18 protein-coding genes are annotated in these 19,373 nt (G+C 71.8%); 6 read left to right on the top strand and 12 right to left on the bottom strand.

Features of this window, described 5'->3' with window-relative positions; translation table 11 throughout:
* Window positions 1-231: 231 nt before the first annotated feature.
* Window positions 232-588, top strand: coding sequence for a MerR family transcriptional regulator (locus AQJ84_RS03970; protein WP_030041994.1), 357 nt, complete (start codon window positions 232-234; stop codon window positions 586-588).
* A 394-nt stretch (window positions 589-982) separates the two neighbouring features.
* Here the strand turns inward: AQJ84_RS03970 and AQJ84_RS03965 are convergent, their stop codons facing one another.
* The gene (locus AQJ84_RS03965) at window positions 983-2,944 is read right to left on the bottom strand and encodes a Xaa-Pro dipeptidyl-peptidase (protein ID WP_030041995.1); all 1,962 of its coding nucleotides are present in this window, start codon (window positions 2,942-2,944) and stop codon (window positions 983-985) included.
* 203 nt (window positions 2,945-3,147) lie between these two features.
* Here AQJ84_RS03965 and AQJ84_RS03960 point away from each other — a divergent pair, with 203 nt between their 5' ends.
* The gene (locus AQJ84_RS03960) at window positions 3,148-4,683 is read left to right on the top strand and encodes a M1 family metallopeptidase (RefSeq protein WP_037803451.1); all 1,536 of its coding nucleotides are present in this window, start codon (window positions 3,148-3,150) and stop codon (window positions 4,681-4,683) included.
* A gap of 36 nt (window positions 4,684-4,719) precedes the next feature.
* Window positions 4,720-5,652 (top strand): arginase family protein, encoded by a 933-nt coding sequence (locus AQJ84_RS03955; protein WP_225877311.1) that lies wholly within the window; start codon window positions 4,720-4,722, stop codon window positions 5,650-5,652.
* Between the two features lie 18 nt (window positions 5,653-5,670).
* Here AQJ84_RS03955 and AQJ84_RS03950 read toward each other — a convergent pair whose 3' ends face one another.
* Together AQJ84_RS03950 and AQJ84_RS03945 are read right to left on the bottom strand one after the other, a co-directional pair.
* Window positions 5,671-6,150 carry a macro domain-containing protein gene (locus AQJ84_RS03950; RefSeq protein WP_030041998.1) on the bottom strand — a complete coding sequence of 160 codons (480 nt, stop codon included), beginning with the start codon at window positions 6,148-6,150 and terminating at the stop codon, window positions 5,671-5,673.
* 42 nt (window positions 6,151-6,192) lie between these two features.
* Window positions 6,193-7,656: an amino acid permease gene (locus AQJ84_RS03945; protein WP_030041999.1), complete on the bottom strand. Its 1,464-nt coding sequence runs from the start codon at window positions 7,654-7,656 to the stop codon at window positions 6,193-6,195.
* A 256-nt stretch (window positions 7,657-7,912) separates the two neighbouring features.
* On the opposite strand from AQJ84_RS03945, the gene AQJ84_RS03940 reads away from it, so the two are divergent.
* On the top strand, window positions 7,913-8,614 hold the full coding sequence (locus tag AQJ84_RS03940; RefSeq protein ID WP_030042000.1) for a MerR family transcriptional regulator: 702 nt from the start codon (window positions 7,913-7,915) through the stop codon (window positions 8,612-8,614).
* 132 nt (window positions 8,615-8,746) lie between these two features.
* Here the strand turns inward: AQJ84_RS03940 and AQJ84_RS03935 are convergent, their stop codons facing one another.
* The 5 genes from AQJ84_RS03935 to AQJ84_RS03915 form a co-directional block, all read right to left on the bottom strand.
* Window positions 8,747-10,921 (bottom strand): 3-hydroxyacyl-CoA dehydrogenase NAD-binding domain-containing protein, encoded by a 2,175-nt coding sequence (locus AQJ84_RS03935; RefSeq protein WP_030042001.1) that lies wholly within the window; start codon window positions 10,919-10,921, stop codon window positions 8,747-8,749.
* 49 nt (window positions 10,922-10,970) lie between these two features.
* A complete protein-coding gene (locus AQJ84_RS03930; protein ID WP_053193293.1) occupies window positions 10,971-12,185 on the bottom strand; it encodes an acetyl-CoA C-acetyltransferase in 1,215 nt (404 codons plus the stop codon).
* A gap of 55 nt (window positions 12,186-12,240) precedes the next feature.
* Window positions 12,241-13,383 carry an acyl-CoA dehydrogenase family protein gene (locus tag AQJ84_RS03925; RefSeq protein WP_053193286.1) on the bottom strand — a complete coding sequence of 381 codons (1,143 nt, stop codon included), beginning with the start codon at window positions 13,381-13,383 and terminating at the stop codon, window positions 12,241-12,243.
* The gene (locus AQJ84_RS03920; protein ID WP_053193283.1) at window positions 13,380-14,510 is read right to left on the bottom strand and encodes a CaiB/BaiF CoA transferase family protein; all 1,131 of its coding nucleotides are present in this window, start codon (window positions 14,508-14,510) and stop codon (window positions 13,380-13,382) included. The genes AQJ84_RS03925 and AQJ84_RS03920 overlap by 4 nt, the downstream gene beginning before the upstream one ends.
* Window positions 14,511-14,648: 138 nt before the next feature.
* Window positions 14,649-15,029, bottom strand: a complete 381-nt coding sequence (locus AQJ84_RS03915) for an MmcQ/YjbR family DNA-binding protein (RefSeq protein ID WP_030042005.1) — start codon at window positions 15,027-15,029, stop codon at window positions 14,649-14,651.
* A 92-nt stretch (window positions 15,030-15,121) separates the two neighbouring features.
* On the opposite strand from AQJ84_RS03915, the gene AQJ84_RS03910 reads away from it, so the two are divergent.
* Entirely contained in the window at window positions 15,122-16,300 is a 1,179-nt protein-coding gene (locus AQJ84_RS03910) for a saccharopine dehydrogenase family protein (protein WP_053193278.1), read from the top strand.
* A 61-nt stretch (window positions 16,301-16,361) separates the two neighbouring features.
* Here AQJ84_RS03910 and mmpA read toward each other — a convergent pair whose 3' ends face one another.
* Entirely contained in the window at window positions 16,362-16,508 is a 147-nt protein-coding gene (mmpA, locus tag AQJ84_RS43385) for a morphogenic membrane protein MmpA (protein WP_164873110.1), read from the bottom strand.
* Between the two features lie 101 nt (window positions 16,509-16,609).
* Complete coding sequence (locus AQJ84_RS03905; RefSeq protein ID WP_053193275.1) at window positions 16,610-17,299, bottom strand: endonuclease V; 690 nt, start codon at window positions 17,297-17,299, stop codon at window positions 16,610-16,612.
* A gap of 50 nt (window positions 17,300-17,349) precedes the next feature.
* Here AQJ84_RS03905 and AQJ84_RS03900 point away from each other — a divergent pair, with 50 nt between their 5' ends.
* Entirely contained in the window at window positions 17,350-17,646 is a 297-nt protein-coding gene (locus AQJ84_RS03900; RefSeq protein WP_030042008.1) for a YciI family protein, read from the top strand.
* An 18-nt stretch (window positions 17,647-17,664) separates the two neighbouring features.
* On the opposite strand, the gene AQJ84_RS03895 is transcribed toward AQJ84_RS03900, so the two are convergent.
* Window positions 17,665-17,997 carry a hypothetical protein gene (locus tag AQJ84_RS03895; RefSeq protein WP_030042009.1) on the bottom strand — a complete coding sequence of 111 codons (333 nt, stop codon included), beginning with the start codon at window positions 17,995-17,997 and terminating at the stop codon, window positions 17,665-17,667.
* 70 nt (window positions 17,998-18,067) lie between these two features.
* Window positions 18,068-19,180, bottom strand: a complete 1,113-nt coding sequence (locus AQJ84_RS03890; RefSeq protein ID WP_225889060.1) for a WD40/YVTN/BNR-like repeat-containing protein — start codon at window positions 19,178-19,180, stop codon at window positions 18,068-18,070.
* Window positions 19,181-19,373 lie beyond the last annotated feature (193 nt).

The raw sequence follows: 19,373 nt of genomic DNA, 5'->3' as shown, positions 1-19,373 counted from the left end.
CGTCACGGTCGACACCCATGTGCCCTCGGGCGGGCCCGGCGATCCCGGCACGACGCGAGGGCTGCCGTGCGTACGTGAACCGCGCGAACGCCCTCGGGCCCACCACCGGGTCATGATCGATCTCGGTGCCGGCAACGGTTCGACCGGCCCCGGGGCTGCCCCCGGAGCCGGTATTGTCAGCCAACCCTGACGTCAACGTCAGGTACGAGCGGGAAGGGAGTGACCTGCGTCATGCGCATCGGACAGCTCGCCAGGCGGTCAGGGGTCAGCGTGCGGGCCCTGCGCTACTACGAGGAACAGCGGCTCCTGGAATCGACGCGGACGCCCGGTGGCCAGCGAGACTATCCCGACGAAGCTATGGAGCGGGTCCAGCTCATCCAGGACCTCTTCGCGGCCGGCCTCTCCAGCCGTACCGTCGTCGAACTCCTGCCGTGCGTGAGCACGGGTGTCGCGACCCCCGCCATGCTCGACCAGCTCATCATCGAACGCGACCGCATCGCCGCACGCATCCAGGACCTGACCCGGGCCAAGACCAAACTCGGCCGCGTGATCGAGAACGTGACCGCGGCGAACGTGGCGCAGGACTGATACGGCCACCGGATACTTGCGGGCGTTCGGCAGCTCAGTGCGCCAGGCGGCGAAGAACTCCGCCGTCGCCCGCTTCGACGGCGGAACGCGCAGGCCGAACTCGCCCCGGTGGTGCGGTCGGTTGAACGGGTCGACCGGCGATTCGACCGACGCACCGAACCGCCGGAGGATCTCGCCCGCGTAGCGGCAGATTACGGTGATCGCTCCCAGAATCTGCCAGTTATCCCGAAGTTCCCACACCGACGAGTGACTGACGGGTACACAGCATCCACCTGCCGAGATGCAGTTACGCCATCCTGAGATCGCTCAGGGAACCCGTCGGACAACCACTTGGGTCGGGGGCGGCGTCGGCGGGGGCGCGGTCAGGGCCGCCGTCACGAGGGCAGGGTGCGGATCACCGGCTTTCCTCGCCTCCTTCCGGGACGCGGTGGGCGGTGCGCGGCGCCCGGACGCCGTCGAGGGGCGCGGCCTCGGGGGCCGCGGGCGAGGTGCCGGCGGTGGCGCGCGCGAAGGCCGCCGCGCCGCCGACCAGCGGGACGCGTGCGGTCGTCCGGGACAGGTCGAGGGTCAGGGCCGGCGTGGTGGACGGCGGGTCGATGAGGTCCTTGTCCGTGCCCGCGACGATGAGCGCGAGGCGGTGCCCGGCCGGGACGACGTGGTCGGTGGCCCCGAGGTCGAGGGTGATGGTGTACGCCTTGCCCGGGGTGAGCGGAACGCCCGTGGTGGAGGCGTGGTTGCCGAGGTCGGCCCAGCCGCGGCTGACGACCGTGTAGTCGACGTCGGTGGCCTTCGCCCGCGTCTCCTTGAAGCAGGCGCTGTCGCCCGTGGTGCTCTCGCCCCAGCAGGTGCGGTCGGCGAGCGTGCTGATGCCCTCGCCGGTGGCCGCGTAGTCGCGGATGGTGTCGGGGCCGAGATCGACCAGCACGGCCGACAGGTGGGCGGTCGAGGTGCTCGGGGTGGCGGTGACGGTGACCTTCGAGGAGCCGGACAGGCGCAGGTTCCTGGCGAGCGGCCGAGTGGTGAAGCCCGCCTTGTCGGGGGTGGCCGTGTCGATGCGCGCGGCCCAGTCGGTCTCGCTCAGCCGCGGGTCGTCGGTGAACGACTCGGTTCCGGTGCCCCTGCGCAGGCCGAGCGTGCCGACGCCTTCCCGGCTGCCCTCGGCGGGGCGCAGGGTGGTGGTGTCGGTGCCGCGCGGCGGCCAGGTCGAGGAGGTGACCCACTGGTCGGGCCGGCGTTCGATGTCGGCCATGGGCTCGCGGTCGATGCCGTTGTCGTATCCGAGGAGTTCGTGGTCGAACCAGCGGTGCAGGGTCTGCACCCAGGTGGCGCGGCGGAAGTCGAAGGGGTCGACGTGGCCGGTCTGGGAGAGCCAGATCTTGCGCTCCACCCCGTTCCTGGCAAGCGCGTCCCACCATGGGCCGACGTGCTGCATACGGACGTTGAGGTCCTGCATGCCGTGGATCAGGAAGACGCTCGCCTTCACCTTGCCCGCGGCCTTCACGTAGTCACGCTCGGACCACAGCGGCGTCCGGTCACCCGTGCGCGGGGCGCCGTCGACGAGTTTCTGCTGGACCGCGGCGCACCTGGCGCGGGCGTCGGGGCTGTCGACGTAGTCGGAGAGCCAGTCGGGGCCGGAGTCGTAGAGCGGTGCGCCCTTGGAGAAGTAGTAGTCGTACCAGGTGGAGATGGCGCTGATCGGGACGATGGTCTTCAGGCCCTTGACGCCGGTGGCGGCCACGCCGTTGGCGATGGTGCCGTCCCAGCTCTTGCCGATCATGCCCGTTCTGCCGTTGGACCAGGTCGCCTTGGCCGTCGCCGTGCCGGTGCGGCTGGTGTACGCCTTGGCGCGCCCGTTCAGCCAGTCGACGACGGCCTTCGCGGAGAGGATGTCGGAGCGGCCCCCGACGTCGACGCAGCCGTCGGAGCGGTTGGTGCCGGCGAGGTCGACGCCGACGACGGCGTAGCCGCGGGGCACGAAGTAGTTGTCGTAGAACAGCGGCATCCGGACGATGTCGCCGTTCGCGTCGTACGTCTTCTTCTGGCTCTCGTTGCCGCGCCCACAGCAGGAGTAGTAGGGGCTGGCGTCCATGATCACGGGAATTCTGCGGCCCTGTTGGGCCGGTTCGCGCGGCCGGACGATGTCGACGGCGACGCGGTCGGTCTTCCCGTCTCCGTCGCCGTCGAGCCCGGTGTCCACCCAGACGGCCTCCCGGACGGCGTTCTCGTACGAGTGGACGGGGCGGCTCTCGCGCGGGGCCGCCTGTGCGGCGGCGGGCGTGAGGAACGTGGCCAGCAGGGCGGCTGTGGCCGCTGTCGCGAGCGGTCTCCAGGTCGTGAAGCGCGTGCGTATCGACATGGGCGGACGGTACTGCGGTCAACTCCTGTGCAAAAGACTGCCGTTCGGGGCAGCGCGAGTGTGGCTTGAAAGGTGCGTGGGGTGGGGTTGCTCGTGACGGCGGAATGGCGATCGTGTGACAGTCGTGGCCGTGGACACGCCCGGGCTCACAGGGACTGAATAGGGTCCGAACAGACTTGGTGCCCCTACGACTTGGAGCTTTCGTGCACCGCAGAATCTTGGCGCCGGGCGCACTCGCCGCCGCGTCCGTCCTGCTGGCGATCCCGGCGTCGGCCGCGAGCCACTCCCCCGGCGCGCCGGGTATCGGCGACGCCTACTACCCGGCCTACGGCAACGGCGGATACGACGTCTCCCACTACGACCTGCGGCTGAAGTACCAGCCGGCCACGGACGAGTTAGAGGGTACGGCGACCCTCCTGGCCCGCACCACGCAGGATCTGTCCCGGTTCAATCTGGACTTCCTGCTCGAGGTGAGCGAGGTCCGGGTCAACGGCGTGAAGGCGTCGTTCGAGGCCTCCGGTGAGCACGAGCTGGAGATCACCCCGAAGACACCACTCGCCAAGGGCAGCGCCGTCACCGTCGTGGTGCGCTACCGCGGGGTCCCGTCGTCGAAGGAGGCGTACGGCTTCACCAGCTGGCACCGGACTCCGGACGGCGGGGTCGGGGCCAACGAGCCCGAGGCCGCCTGGTGGTGGTTCCCCGGCAACGACCACCCGCTCGACAAGGCGACCTTCGACGTGTCGGTGCTCGTCCCGGACGGCAGCCAGGCCATCTCCAACGGCACACTGCAGTCGACGAGTTCACGGGCGGGCTGGACGCGCTACAACTGGCGGTCCAACAAGCCGCAGGCCACGTACCTGGCGACACTGGCTGTCGGCCGGTTCGACGTCACGACCGGCACGACCGAGAGCGGCATCCCGGTCGTCAACGCCTACAGCAAGGACCTCGGCGACAACTACGGAGCGGCGCGGGCCAGCATCGAGCGGACCGGGGAGATCGCCGACTGGCTGAGCGGGTACTTCGGTCCGTACCCCTTCAACGCGCTCGGCGGGTACGTGCCGAACACCACCACCGGTTACGCGCTGGAGACCCAGACCCGGCCCTTCTACAGCCCCCGGCAGTTCGCGGGCGGGACGAACACCTCCCTCGTCGTGCACGAGCTGGCCCACCAGTGGTACGGCGACCTCGTGTCCGTCGCCGAGTGGAAGGACATCTGGATCAACGAGGGGTTCGCGCGGTACGCCCAGTGGCTGTGGTCCGAGCACGAGGGCGAGGGGACGGCCCAGGAGATCGCCGACTACGTGTACGCCTCGCACCCGGCCGACGACGCGTTCTGGACGGTGAAGCCCGGTGACCCGGGCCCGGAGAACCAGTTCCACCTCGCCGTGTACGACCGCGGCGCGCTGACGCTGCAGGCCCTGCGCAACGAGATCGGCGACGACGCGTTCTTCGCGATCCTCAAGGGCTGGCCGCGGAAGTACGCGCACGGCAACGCGACCGTCGCGGACTTCCGGACGTACGCCGAGCAGGTGTCCGGGAAGCCTCTCGCGGCCCTCTTCGACACCTGGCTGTTCCAGCCGGTGAAGCCGGCCGGGCCCGCCGCCCTGGACGCCTCCGCCGCCCGGCGCGCGGGGGCTCCCGAGCGGCCGGAGTCCTGGCGGAAGATCGCCGCGACGAACACCGTGCACGAGCACGGGCACGGGCACGGGCACGGGCTTGAGGGGGCGGACACCCACTGACGGGCCCAGGCCGGTCCGGCGGTCTACGGTGGGTCCATGCGTCGGATGCGTGGGCCGGCCGGCGTCGCCGGGCCGACCGGCACATCGCACGTGCGGGGCGTGGCGGTCGTCGAGGCCCCGTCCGTGCTGGGGCTGCGGCCGACCGGGGTCGAGGAGCTGCCGGAGGCGCTGCTCCGCGCGGGGCTGGCCGTGAGGCTCGGGGCGGTGCGGGCGGGCCGGGTGGAGCCGCCCCGGTACGACGCGCGGCGTGATCCGGACACCGGGATCCTCAACCCGGCCGGTATCGCGGCGTACTCGGCGGCGTTGGCGGACGCGGTGGGCGGTGTGATGGACGCCGGCCGGTTCCCGGTGGTGCTGGGCGGCGACTGCGGCATCCTGCTCGGCAATCTCCTTGCGCTGCGCCGGCGGGGACGGCACGGCGTGCTCTTCCTCGACGGCCACACCGACTTCTACCAGCCCTCCGCGGAGCCGGCCGGCGAGGTGGCGTCCATGGAACTCGCCCTGGCCACCGGCCGTGGGCCGGGCGTGCTGGCCGACCTGGAGGGCCGGGGGCCGCTGGTGCGGGACGAGGACGTGGTCGCCCTGGGCTTCCGGGACACCGAGGAGTCCACGGCGGCCGGGATGCAGCCGCTGCCGGCCGGGCTGCACGCGATGGACCTCGGCAGGGTGCGCGCGCTGGGCGCGGGCGAGGCGGCGCGCCGAGCCGTCGCCCTGCTCACCGGGGGCGGCGTCGCCGGCTACTGGGTACACCTGGACGTCGACGTCCTCGACGACGAGGTCATGCCCGCCGTCGACTACCGGCAGCCCGGTGGGCTGACCTGGCGGGAGCTGGAGACCGTACTGCGCACGGCGCTGGCCGCTCCGGGCGCCGTCGGCTTCGACGTCGCGATCTTCAATCCCCGGCTCGATCCGGACGGCGCCGTCGCGGCGCGCCTCACCGAGTGCCTGGTCCGGGCGCTTGGCGCCTGACGGGCCGCCGGGCCCGGGTCAGTCCCCGTGGTCGTACACCGTCACGGCGATCCCCCGGCTCACCAGCCGCTCGGTGATCAGCGGCTCGACGCGCGACCACTTGCCCCCGGCCAGGCCGCACCCTATGCGGGGCATGTGCACCGAGGCGTCGAGCTCCAACGCCTTGTCGGCCAGCCGCCCGAGCGCCGCGTCGATCGCCTCGTAGCGCACGGGGACGCCCTTGCTGCCCGTGCGAATGCCGCGCTGGCCGACCATGTTGGCCACCCACACGTACCGCTCGACCTGGACGAACTGGCACGCGCCCAGCCCGAAGTCGTTCGCCGCGCGGTCGCGGTGCCAGGCGCGGAACGCCGCCTCGGGCTCCGGCCAGCGCCGCGACAGGGCCAGCACGAAGCCCTTCCCCCAGCCCCCGATGTCGTTGCAGACGTGAGCGATCAGCTTCACGCCCCTGACCGACGGAACGGTGGCGTCACCCCGGACATAGTTGATCTCCGACATGACGCCACCGTAGAGGCCACCACTGACAGTGGCCCTCCGCGATCACCTGAGCTGCGACAGTTCCCGGTCGGCGGTCTGCGACACCCGGCGCCTGACCCCGAACCAGCCGCCCACCAGCATCACCGCGATCACCGGGATGAGCAGCAGGGTTTTGCGGCCGACCTCGGTGTCGTTCCACATCATGGCGAGGCAGGCCAGCAGGAAGGCGATGGTGGTGAGCTCGGTGACCGGGCTGCCGGGGAGGCGGAAGCCCGGCCGGGTGACGAGGCCCGCCCTGGCGCGGCGGACGAAGACCAGGTGGCAGACCATGATGATCACCCAGGTGCTGATGATGCCGAGGGAGGCGACGTTCAGCACGATCTCGAAGGCCTGGCTCGGCATGAGGTAGTTGAGGCCGACGCCGAGGACACAGACCGCGCAGGTGAGCAGGATGCCGCCGTAGGGGACCTGGCTGCGGTTCATGCGGGCCGTGAACCGGGGGGCCGAGCCCGCCATGGCCATGGAGCGCAGGATGCGGCCCGTGGAGTACAGGCCGGAGTTCAGCGACGACATCGCGGCCGTCAGCACCACCAGGTTCATCACGTCACCCGCCGCCGGGACGCCGATCCTCGACAGGACCGTGACGAAGGGGCTCTCGTCGGCCGAGTAGACCGAGCCGGGCAGCAGGAGGGCCAGCAGGACGACCGAGCCGACGTAGAAGAGGGCGACGCGCCACATGATCGAGTTCACCGCGCGCGGGACGACCTTCTCCGGCTCGGCGGTCTCGCCCGCGGCGACGCCGACCAGCTCCAGGGCCGCGTACGCGAAGATGACGCCCTGCATGACGAGGACGACGGGCATCAGGCCGTGCGGGAAGACGCCGCCGTTGTCGGTGATCACGCCGACGCCGGGGGTCTGTCCGCCCACCTCGTGCCGGGTGGCCAGCAGGAAGATGCCGATCAGCATGAAGCCGACCAGGGTGGCGACCTTGACGATCGAGAACCAGAACTCCATCTCGCCGAAGATCTTCACCGAGATCAGGTTCACGGCCAGCACCACCGCGAGGGCGATCAGGGCGAGCGTCCACTGCGGGATGTCGGTGAACAGGCTCCAGTAGTGCGTGTAGAGCGCGATCGCGGTGATGTCGGCGATTCCGGTCGTCGACCAGTTGAGGAAGTACATCCAGCCGGCAACGTACGCGCCCTTCTCGCCGAGGAACTCGCGCGCGTACGACACGAAGGAACCGGACGACGGGCGGTAGAGGACCAGTTCGCCGAGGGCCCGGACCACGAAGAAGGCGAAGACGCCGCAGACGAGGTAGGCGAGCGCGAGCGCCGGGCCCGCGTTGTGGAGGCGTCCTCCGGCGCCCAGGAAGAGGCCGGTGCCGATGGCGCCGCCGATGGCGATCATGTTGACGTGGCGGGCCTTGAGGTCCTTGCTGTAGCCGGCGTCGCCCGCGTCCACGGGCGTCGTGGCCGCCCCGGTGCGGGGGCCGGCCTGGGCCGATTCCACGGCGTCCTTGCTCACGGGTGGTTCCACTTTCTGGTGTGCCCCGGCGGGTTCCGCTCGGGTCTCCGGACGTGACGCGACCCGTGCCCTTCGGTGGAAGGCACAGGCCGAAGGGGCGCCTTCCCCGCAACACCCGCCTCACGCGGTGGCGGGCGTCACACGAGGGGACATCCCGCACGGTCGGGGAGAAGACGGCCCACGGTCCGGGGGCGCTTGATCGACGGGGGTGCCCGAGAGGTTTCACACCATTGGTGAGACAGCGATACTGCTGCACATGACGACCGACACCACCGACGCCGGGGAGCCGACCCTCACCATCGACGAGCTGGCCGCACGGGCCGGGGTCACGGTGCGCACGGTCCGTTTCTACGGCACCAAGGGTCTGCTGCCCCCGCCGGTGATCGGTCCGCGGCGCGTCGGGCACTACGGCCGGGACCACCTCGCGCGACTCGCGCTGATCGAGGAGCTCCAGCAGCAGGGCATGACCCTGGCCGCCATCGAACGCTATCTGCAGCAGCTGCCGCCGGACCTGAGCGCGCACGACCTCGCGATCCACCGGGCCGTGGTGGCCTCCTGGGCGCCGGAGGCGGTGGAGGCGGTGTCACGGGCGGAGCTGTCGCGGCGGGCAGGGCGGGAGCTGGGCGACGGCGACGTGGCGCGGCTCGCCGCGATGGGGGTGGTGAGGGCCGACGGCGGTTCGTACCACGTCGATCTCGGTCTGCTGCGGCTAGGCGTCCAGCTGCTCGACGTACCGCTGTCGCAGGAGGCGATCCTCGCGTCCCGCAACGTCCTCATCGAGCACTCCCGGGCGGCGGCCCACGCGCTGGCGGAGCTCTTTCGCGGGGAGGTCGCGGAGCGCGACGCGCGGGATGTGAAGTCGCTGTCCGCGCATATGCACCCGCTGGTGGTGCAGGCGCTGCTGACCACCTTCCAGCGGTCGTTGAAGGAAGAGCTGCGCGAGTGGCCCACGCGGTGACCGGCCGTCCGACGGCGGTTCTCGCCCCCGCCGCCCCTTGCCGTTCCCGTCCTTCTGAGGCTCCGCCCCAGACCCCGCTCCTCAAACGCCGGAGGGCTGACATCAGCCGGTCCGGCGTTTGAGGACCACGGATCACGCGTCCCGGAACCGCTCCCCCTTCTCCGCCTTCTCCACCAGCAGGGCGGGCGGCGTGAACCGCTGCCCGTACCGCTCGGCGAGTTCACGCGCGCGTGCCACGAAGCCCGCGAGGCCGCCCTCGTAGCCGTTGATGTACTGGAGGACGCCACCGGTCCAGCCGGGGAAGCCGATCCCGAAGACGGAACCGATGTTGGCGTCGGCGACGGACGTCAGCACGCCTTCCTCGATGAGCCTGACGGTGTCGAGCGCCTCGGAGAAGAGCATGCGTTCCTGCATGTCCCGGAAGGGGATCCGCGCGCCCTCACGGGTGAAGTGCTCCCGCAGCCCGGGCCACAGGCCGACCCGCTCGCCGTCGTCCCCGTACTCGTAGAAGCCCGCTCCCCCGCTGCGGCCGGTGCGGCCGAACTCGTCGACCATGCGGTCGATGACGGCCTCGGCGGGGTGTTCCGTCCAGGTGCCGCCCGCCTCCTCGACGGCCTGCCTGCTCTCCTTGCGGATCTTGCGCGGGAGCGTGAGGGTCAGCTCGTCCATCAGGGACAACACCTTGGCGGGGTAACCGGCCTGGGCCGCGGCCTGTTCGACCGACGCGGGCTCGATGCCCTCGCCGACCATGGCCACGCCCTCGTTGATGAAGTGCCCGATGACGCGTGAGGTGAAGAAGCCACGCGAGTCGTTGACGACGATCGGCGTCTTCTTGATCTGCCGGACCAGGTCGAAGGCGCGCGCGAGGGCCTCGTCACCGGTGCGCTCGCCCTTGATGATCTCGACGAGCGGCATCTTGTCGACCGGTGAGAAGAAGTGCAGCCCGATGAAGTCGCCCTGGCGCTCGACGCCCTCGGCGAGGGCCGTGATGGGCAGGGTGGAGGTGTTGGAGCACAGCAGCGCGTCCGGCTCGACGAGGTGCTGGATCTCCTGGAACACCTTGTGCTTGAGCGAGGTGTCCTCGAAGACGGCCTCGATGACGGCGTCACAGCCCGCGAGGTCGGCGGGGTCGGCGGTGGGCGTGATGCGGGCGAGCAGCTCGTCCGCCTTGTCCTGGGTGGTACGGCCCCGGGAGACGGCCTTGGCGCACAGCTTCTCCGAGTACGCCTTGCCCTTGAGGGCCGCCTCCAGGGAGACGTCCTTGAGGACGACGTCGATGCCCGCGCGGGCGCACGAGTAGGCGATGCCGGCGCCCATCATCCCGGCGCCGAGGACGGCGGCCTTGCGGACCTTGCGGGGTTCGACGCCCTGGGGCCGGTTGGCGCCGGAGTTGACGGCCTGGAGGTCGAAGAAGAACGCCTGGATCATGTTCTTCGAGGTCTGCCCGGCGGCGAGTTCCACGAAGTAGCGGCCCTCGATGACCTGTGCGGTCTCGAAGTCGACCTGGGAGCCCTCGACGGCGGCGGCCAGGATGTTGCGCGGTGCCGGGTAGGGGGCGCCGTTGGTCTGCTTGCGCAGGTTGGCGGGGAAGGCGGGCAGGTTCGCCGCGAACTTGGGGTTGGCGGGCGTGCCGCCGGGGATCCGGTAGCCGGGCTTGTCCCAGGGCTGCTGCGACTCGGGGTTGGCCTCGATGAAGGCGCGGGCCTTGGCGAGCAGTTCCTCCTGGGTGGCGGCCACGTCGTGGACCAGGCCGTTCTCCTGGGCGCGTCGCGGGCTGTACTGGGTGCCCTGGAGGAGCACCTTCAGGAGCGCGTCGGCGATGCCGAGGAGGCGCACGGTGCGGGCGACGCCACCGCCGCCGGGGAGCAGGCCGAGGGTGACTTCGGGGCAGCCGATCTTGGAGCCGGGCGCGTCCAGGGCGATGCGGTGGTGGCAGGCCAGGGCGATCTCGTAACCGCCGCCCAGGGCCGCGCCGTTCATCGCGGCGACGACCGGCTTGCCGAGGGTCTCGATGCGGCGCAGGTCGCGCTTGATCGCCATGCCGCCGTCGAAGAGCTCCTGCGCGGTCTCTGGCGTGACCCGGATGAGGTCGCGCAGGTCGCCGCCCGCGAAGAAGGTCTTCTTGGCCGAGGTGATGATGACGCCCCGGATGGTGTCCTTCTCGGCCTCCAGCCGGTCGGTGACCACCGCGAGGGAGTCGCGGAAGGCCTGGTTCATGGTGTTCGCGGACTGGTCGGGGTCGTCGAGGACGAGGGTGACGACGCCGGTGCGGTCCTGTTCCCAGCGGATGGTGGTGCTCTGTGTCATGACAGGGTCTCCGTAGAAGTCTCTTGGTGCCGCGGTGGCCGCTGGGGGGTCAGATGCGCTCGACGATCGTGGCGATGCCCATGCCGCCGCCGACGCACAGGGTGGCGAGGCCGTACCGCTTGTCCTGGCGCTCCAGTTCGTCGACGAGCGAGCCGAGGATCATGGCGCCGGTGGCGCCCAGCGGGTGGCCGAGGGCGATCGCGCCGCCGTTGACGTTGACCTTGTCCAGGGACAGGCCCATGTCCCGCACGAAGCGCAGGACGACCGCCGCGAAGGCCTCGTTGATCTCGACGAGGTCGATGTCGTCGATGGTCAGTCCGGCCTTGGCGAGTGCCTTGCGGGTGGCGGGCGCGGGGCCGGTGAGCATGATGGTGGGCTCGGAGCCGGACACGGCCGCGGAGACGATCCGCGCGCGCGGGGTGAGGCCGTAGCGCTCGCCGATCTCCCGGGAGCCGATGGCGACCAGCGAGGCGCCGTCGACGATGCCGGAGGAGTTGCCCGCGTGGTGGACGTGGTCGATCTTCTCGACCCAGTGGTACTTCTGCAGCGCCACGGCGTCGAACCCGCCGAGGTCGCCGATGTCCGCGAAGGACGGCTTCAGCTTGGCGAGGGAGTCGGCGGTGGTGCCGGGGCGCGGGAACTCGTCGTGGTCGAGGACGACGAGACCGCTGCGGTCCTTCACCGGCACGACGGACCGGTCGAAGCGGCCCTCCTTCCAGGCGGTCGCCGCCCGCTCCTGCGAGAGCGCCGCGTACTCGTCGACGTCCCGCCGGGAGAATCCCTCGATGGTGGCGATCAGGTCGGCGCCGATGCCCTGCGGCACGAAGTTGGTGGCCAGGTTCGTCATCGGGTCGTTGAACCAGGCACCGCCGTCCGAGGCCATCGGCACCCGGGACATCGACTCGACGCCGCCGGCGAGGACGAGGTCCTCCCAGCCGGAGCGCACCTTGGCGGCGGCCATGTTGACGGCTTCCAGACCCGAGGCACAGAAGCGGTTCTCCTGCACGCCCGCGACCGTGTCCGGCAGTCCTGCGGCGACGGCGGCGATCCGGGCGATGTCGGAGCCCTGATCGCCGACCGGGCCGACGACGCCGAGCACGATGTCGTCGACGGCCGCCGGGTCCAGGCCCGGGAAGCGGTCGCGGATCTCGTGGATGAGTCCGACGACCAGGTCGACGGGCTTGGTGCCGTGCAGGGCGCCGTTCGCCTTGCCGCGGCCGCGCGGGGTGCGGATCGCGTCGTACACGTACGCTTCGGTGCTCACTGGTAAGCCTTTCAGGAGGGTTGGCCTGGCAAGCGGGGCCGGCCGACGAGCGGGGTCAGCCGAGGAGGGAACGTCCGATGATCTCCTTCATGATCTCGGTGGTCCCCCCGTAGATGGTCTGGATGCGGCCGTCGGTGAAGGCCCGGGCGATCGGGTATTCACTCATGTAGCCGTAGCCGCCGTGCAGTTGCAGACAGCGGTCGGTGACCCGTTTCTGCAGTTCGGTCGCCCACCACTTGGCCATGGAGGCGTGCACGGCGTCGAGGCCGCCGCCGGAGTGCTCCTCCACGCAGCGGTCGAGGAACGCGCGCGTGACGGCGCACTCGGTGGCCATCTCGGCTATCTCGAAGCGGACGTGCTGCTTGGCCGCCAGCGGCCGGCCGAAGGCCTCGCGCTCCTTGACGTAGTCGGTGGTGATCTCCAGCAGGTGCTCCGCGGCGGCGATCGCGGCGACGGCGATGCTCAGACGCTCCTGGGCGAGGTTCGTCATCAGATGGCCGAAGGCGCCGTGCAGCTCGCCGAGGAGGTTCTCCTTGGGCACCCGCACGTCGTGGAAGAACAGCTCGGCGGTGTCCTGGGCCTTCTGGCCGATCTTGTCGAGGTTGCGGCCGCGCTCGAAGCCCGCCGTGCCGCGTTCGACGACGAGCAGCGACAGTCCGCGCGCGCCCCCTTCCGGGGTCGTCTTCGCCACGACGATCACCAGGTCGGCGAGGATCCCGTTGGAGATGAACGTCTTGGAGCCGTTGAGCAGCCAGTGGTCGCCCCGGTCCTCGGCGTGGGTGCGGATGCCCTGGAGGTCGGATCCCGCGCCGGGTTCGGTCATGGCGATGGCCGTGATCAGCGTGCCGTCGCAGAAGCCGGGCAGCCAGCGGCGGCGCTGCTCCTCGGTGGCGAGGCCGGTGAGATACGGGCCGATGATGTCGTTGTGCAGGCCGAGGGCCAGCCCCGGGGCGCCCGCACGGGTGAACTCCTCGGCGAGGACGGCGCTGTAGCGGAAGTCGGGGGTGCCGCCGCCTCCGTACTCCTCGTCCACGGCGAGTCCGAGCAGTCCCTGCTTGCCGGCGGCCCGCCAGGCGTCGCGGGAGACGATGCCGTCCTTCTCCCACTGCGCGTAGTACGGCAGCACCTCCCTGGCCAGGAAGGCGCGCACGGTCTCGCGGAACGCGTCGTGCTCGGGGGCGAAGAGCTGCCGCTTCATGCGAGGTCCTTCAGGAGGTCGGGTACGTTCCAGTCGCGCGCCACGTCCGCCGTGTCGGCGCCCGGCCGGGCGGGGCCGGTGCGCACCTCGGTCGGCGTGGCGGAGAACCGGGGGGCGGGGACGGGCTGGGTGATGCCGCCGTGGTCGGTGAAGGTGCCGCGGGCGGCGAGGTGGGGGTGGTGAGGGGCCTCGCGCAGGGACAGCACGGGTGCCACGCAGGCGTCGGAGCCGTCGAAGACGGCCGTCCACTCGTCCCTGCTGCGGCTCTTGAAGCGGGCGGCGACCGCCTCGCGCAGCTCGCCCCAGCGCGTCCAGTCCCTGCGGGCCTCGGCGTGCTCCGGCAGGCCGAGCAGGTCGAGGAACTCGTCGTAGAACTGCCGTTCCAGGGCGCCCACCGCCATGTACTTCCCGTCGGCCGTCTCGTAGGTGCCGTAGTAGGGGCAGCCGCCGTCGAGGAGGTTGGCGCCGCGCCGGTCCTGCCAGCCGCCGGCCGCCAGCATGCCGTGGATCATCGCGGCGAGGTGGGAGGTGCCGTCGACGATGGCCGCGTCGACGACCTGGCCGGTGCCGGTCGCGCGGGCATGGTGCAGGGCGGCGAGGACGCCGACGACGAGGTAGAGCGAGCCGCCCGCGTAGTCGCCGAGCAGGTTGGCGGGGGCGGCCGGGGGTTCGTCCGGGGCTCCGATCATGCCGAGGGCGCCGGTGAGCGCGATGTACGCGATGTCGTGGCCGGCCCGCGAGGCGAGCGGGCCCTGCTGGCCCCAGCCGGTCATCCGGCCGTAGACGAGCCCGGGGTTGCGGGCGTGGCAGGCCTCGGGGCCGACGCCGAGGCGCTCGGCGACTCCGGGACGGTACCCCTCCACCAGGACGTCGGCGCGGGCGGCGAGGTCGAGCACCCGTGCGGCGCCGTCGGGTGCCTTCAGGTCGACGATCACCGAACGCTTGTTGCGGTTGGTGAGGTCGAAGGCCGGGTCGATGCCGAGTGAGGCACCGCCGGGCCGGTCCACGCGGACCACGTCGGCGCCCAGGTCGGCGAGGAGCATGGCGGCGAACGGGCCGGGCCCGATCCCCGCCAGCTCGACCACACGCACGCCGGAGAGCGGGCCCTGCCCTGGCGTCGTTGCCATTCAGCCCCCAGAGGTCGGCACAGGTATGACACAACCGATGTAACACCAGCGATGCTAAGAAGGTGCCGCACCGGACACAAGACCTGAAGAGCAAGCGCTTAGTCGGATTGTGCCCCGACTTGCTCCCCGGCGCCCGGCTCAGTGTCCGTCCAGCTCCGCTATGAGTCGCTTCGGCGCGATGACGCGGTAGCTCTCCTCCACCCAGTCGCACAGCAGCCCGGCCGCCGGAGCGCCCTGCTCCTCCAGGGGGATGCGCACCCAGCCGGACCTGCCGAGGCCGTACCCCGCGGGTTCGGCGCCGGGGCAGGTCATGGCGTGGGCGTGCGCGGCCTCGTCCCTGAGCTTCACGGTGACGCCCAACGGGTAGCTGCCGTCGTCGACGCCGAGGAAGACGAACACCTTCTTGTTGACCTTGGCGACGCTCTCGCCCCAGGGGAACTCCTCGGCGGCGCCCGGCAGACCGAGGGCGAACTCGCGCACTTTCTCCCACTTGCGCAGGGCACTTCTGGCCACGGCCACCGTCCCACCTCCGGGCTCGTCGTCGGGCTCCGCACTCCTCACGCTAGCCTCGGCCACCGACAACGGCGCGTGCGGCAGGACCCAGGAGTGTCATGAGCAGGCTGAAAAGGGCGGATCGCCCCTACGACATCGTGCTCTTCGGAGCCACCGGCTTCGTGGGGACGCTGACCGCGGAGTACCTCGCCGCGCACGCCCCCGAGGGGCTGCGCTGGGCGATCGCCGGCCGCAGCGAGGAGAAGCTGCACCGGCTGCGGGAGTCACTGCCCGGCGGCGCGGAGGTCGGGGTGCTGACGGCCGACGTGTCGGATCCGGCCTCGGTGCGCGAACTCGCCGCCCACGCGCGCGTGGTGGCCACCACGGTCGGCCCCTATGTGACCTACGGCGAGGAGCTCGTCGCCGCCTGCGCGGACACCGGAGCGGACTATCTGGACCTCACCGGCGAGCCCGAGTTCGTCGACCTGACGTACGTCCGCCACGACGCACGCGCACGGGAGACGGGCGCCCGGCTGGTGCACGCGTGCGGTTTCGACTCGGTGCCGCACGACCTGGGCGCGTACTTCACGGTCCGGCAGCTGCCCGAGGGTGTCCCCCTGCGGATCGACGGCTTCGTGACCGCGGACGCCACCTTCTCGGGCGGCACGTTCGCCTCCGCGCTGAACCAGTTCGCGCGCGGGCGGCAGATGCTGGCCGCCGCCCGGGACCGGGGCCGGCACGAGCCGCGCCTGGTGGGCCGGCGCGCGTACGCCCCGACCGGCTCGCCGCGGTTCGCCCGGGAGGTCGGCGCCTGGGCGCTGCCCCTGCCGACCATCGACGCGCAGATCGTCCGCCGGTCCGCGAAGGCCCTGGAACGCTACGGCCCCGACTTCCGCTACCGCCACTACGCGGCCGTCCGGCAGCTGCCGGTCGCGGTGGGCGGAGTGGCCGCCGTGGGCGCGCTCCTCGCCGCCGCCCAACTGCCACCCGCGCGGCGCTGGTTGTCCGACCGGCTCAAGCCCGGGGAGGGGCCGGCCCCGGAGAAGCGCGCGAAGAGCTGGTTCCGTGTCCGCTTCGTCGGCGAGGGCGGCGGCCGGCGCGTGTTCACCGAGGTGTCGGGCGGCGACCCGGGATACGACGAGACGGCGAAGATGTTCGCCGAGTCGGCACTGTCCCTGGCCCTCGACGACCTGCCGCCGACCGCCGGTCAGGTCACCACGGCGGTCGCGATGGGCGACGCGCTGACCGAACGGCTGCGGCGGGCCGGGATCACCTTCCGGGTGGCCGCGAGCCGGTGAACCGAGCCCGGGCGTGACGCGTTCCCGTCCACCGGACGGACGAGGACGCGTCAGGCAGGCCCTACAGCTGCCACAGGGTGACCGTGTAGATCATTCCGACGATCCAGGCGAGCGCCGCGAGCACGGCGAGGACCAGGGCGGCCGTCACGGCACGCTCCACGGGCCGGTCGGGGTCGGCGAGGGGCTTCGGGTAGCGGTGCGAGGTCATGCGGCACAGCCTGCCGAGCGGGCGGCCGCCCCCACATCCGTACGGATACTCAGACGAGGTACTCAGACCAGGTACTCAGGCCGGGTACCGGGGCGGCTCGCTCAAGGCGTCGCCTCCCGCAGCGCCCTGCGGCACAGGGAGTCGGCCCTGCGGGTCGTCTCGGGCAGGCGGTAGTCGGGGGTCAGGGCGAGGGTGTGGGCGCAGGCGTTGTCGAGGCTCACCCGGTGGCCGACGGACACGAAGACCGGCTTGACCGCGTCCCGGGTGCGCAGCGCGCGGCCGACCTCCTCGGCGTCGGCGAGGAGGGGAGCCGCATTGCCGCGCGGGGTGGCGGGATCGTCGTAGGTGAAGGTGAAGGGGTTCTTGGCGACGCCGATCGTGGGCAGGCCGGTCAGGACGCCGAGGTGGCTGGCGAGGCCGAAGCGGCGCGGGTGCGCGAGACCGTAGCCGTCGCAGACCACCAGGCCGGGCGGGCAGGGCAGGGCTTCGAGGGCCGCGAGGACCGTCGGGATCTCACGGAAGGCGAGCAGTCCCGGCACGTAGGGGAAGGAGATCCGGCCGACCGCCGTCGTCTCGGCGACGACCTCGAGGCTCGCCGCGTCCAGCACCACGGCGGCCGCCACGACCAGGTCGTGGTCGTCGTCGTAGGCCACGTCGACACCGGTGACATGGCCGGTGCCGGGCGGCGGCCCCTGCTCGTCGAGCACCACGCGCTCGCGCAACTCGTCCTGGACTGCGCGGGCCTGCTCCTCGGTGGCGGGCCAGCCCGCGGGAATGCGTACGGTCGTCATGATGGGCCCGAGCCTACGGTCCGTCGCCCGGACGGCGTAGTCTCGCGATCATGTTCGTGATGGAGCTGACCTACACCGCCCCGCTCGATGCCGTCGACGCCGTGGTGGCAGACCATGTCACCTGGCTCGACGAGCAGTACGCGCAGGGGGTCTTCCTGGCGTCCGGACGCAAGAGCCCCCGCGACGGCGGGGTGATCATCGCCGTCGCGGAGGACCGCGCGGGGATCGAGGCGATCGCCGCGGGCGACCCGTTCGTCACCGCCGGGGTGTGCGAGTACCGCATCACCGAGTTCGAGGCGACCAAGACCGCCCCCGGGCTGGAGCGGTACCGGGAGACCGCCGGCTGAACGGCGCCCGGGCTCGGCTCAGCTCTTCTTGTTGTCCAGCGCCCGTCGCAGCTGGGACTTGTTCATGTCCGAACGGCCCTGGATGCCGCGCTGCTTGGCCTCCTGGTAGAGCTGGTCGTACGTCGGTCCCTGGGAGCCCTTGCCGGACCGCTGACCGCCCCGCTTGCCGGACGACATGTCCTGGGTCGAGGTGCGGCCGGCGGTCTTCGACTCGCCGGACCGGGCGCGTTCCTTGTTGACCGTCCGCGCGGCGATCTCCTTGGCGCGGCCGGTGCTCTCGCCCCGGTCCTCGGCGCTCTCCTTGATGTGCTCGTACTGGCGTTCCCGCTTGGGGCTGGAACCACGTGGCATGTCCGTTCACTCCTCTCACGGTCGGTGAACGGGTACCCGCATTCAGGTCCCATGTGGCACACCGAGCGGGTCAGCTCTCCAGGCGGGCCACGCGTCCCTGCTCGCCGGATGCCCAGCAGCCCAGGTCGGGCGTGCAGTCGACGGTGTCGTAGGAGCCGGTGTCCACGGTCCGCCAGGTGCGGCCGCCGTCCGTCGTCAGGTCCGTTCCGGTGGGGCCGACCGCGAGGGCGGCGGTTCGGCTGTGCGGGAGCCAGGCGACGCCGGAGCGGTAGGCGGGCGGCGGCCGGTCGGCAGGCCGCCAGGTGCGGCCGCCGTCGGTGCTGCGGGCCGCAGGCCGCGCGGAGGACTGGTCCGGGCGGTAGTCGCCGCCGACCGCCAGGCCGTGCGCGCGGTCGCGGAAGGCGAGCGCGAAGACACCGCGGGCCGGATCGCCCGCCGGGATCGGCGCGTCCGAGACCGTCCAGGTCAGCCCTCGGTCGGCGGAGTGCAGGACACGCGCGCGTGCGGCCCCGCCGGTGGCCAGCCAGACGTCCCGGGAGCCCGCGGAGACCAGGCACTGGCCGCTCGCCGCGAACCCTGCCTCGCCGTCCAGCGCGGGCGGCATGCCGGCGTCGGGCAGCACCTTCCAGGAGCGGCCGCCGTCGGCGGTCGACAGGATGCGGAACCTCCCGCCCACGGGGTCGCTCATGGCGAGGCCGTGGCGGCGGTCGAAGAAGGTGAGGCAGTCGTAGAAGGCCTTCGCGTCGGTGTTGCGGAAGGACTCCGTCCAGCTCGCCCCGCCGTCGTCGGTCCGGTAGACGCGGGACGCCTCGCCCTCGCCGATGGCCAGCACCACCGCGCGGCGCGCGTCGAACGCCTCGATGTCCCGGAACTGCAGCTCACCGGCGCCCGGGGGTGAGACGTTCCGCCAGCTCGCCCCGCCGTCGGTGGTGCGCAGCACGGTGCCCTGGGTGCCGGCCACCCAGGCGGTGTCCCGGCTGACGGCGGCGAGCCCGCGCAGCCGCACGCCGGAACTGCCGGTGTCCTTCGCCGCCCAGTGCGGCGCCCGGTGCCCCGGCTCGTGTGCCTGTGCCGGTACGGCGGTCAGGGCGGCCAGCGCCGCCGCGCACGCCACCCCCGCGCCCACCGCCTGCCCGGTCCGTCCCGGCCGTCTCGTGCGTCGCGTGTTCCCCAAGCGCCTCATGGCGGGCGAAGCTAGCCCACCGCCCAGGTGCCGTCCAGACCGCCGGGTCCGCCCGTCCCAGCCGTCCCGCGCGCCACAAGTGCCGTTCACGCCACGGGAGAAGACTCCGGCCTCTCCCGTGAATGAACACGGTGACAGAGGTCACTCGACAAAGGTGTGCACGGATTGGCTCGTTCCGACGTCTCTTCCAGTG

This window comes from Streptomyces resistomycificus (genome assembly GCF_001514265.1).
In the GTDB taxonomy this organism is placed as follows: domain Bacteria; phylum Actinomycetota; class Actinomycetes; order Streptomycetales; family Streptomycetaceae; genus Streptomyces; species Streptomyces resistomycificus.
The sequence above is the reverse complement of the archived record's forward strand: the minus strand, read 5'-3'. Positions and strand labels throughout refer to the sequence as shown.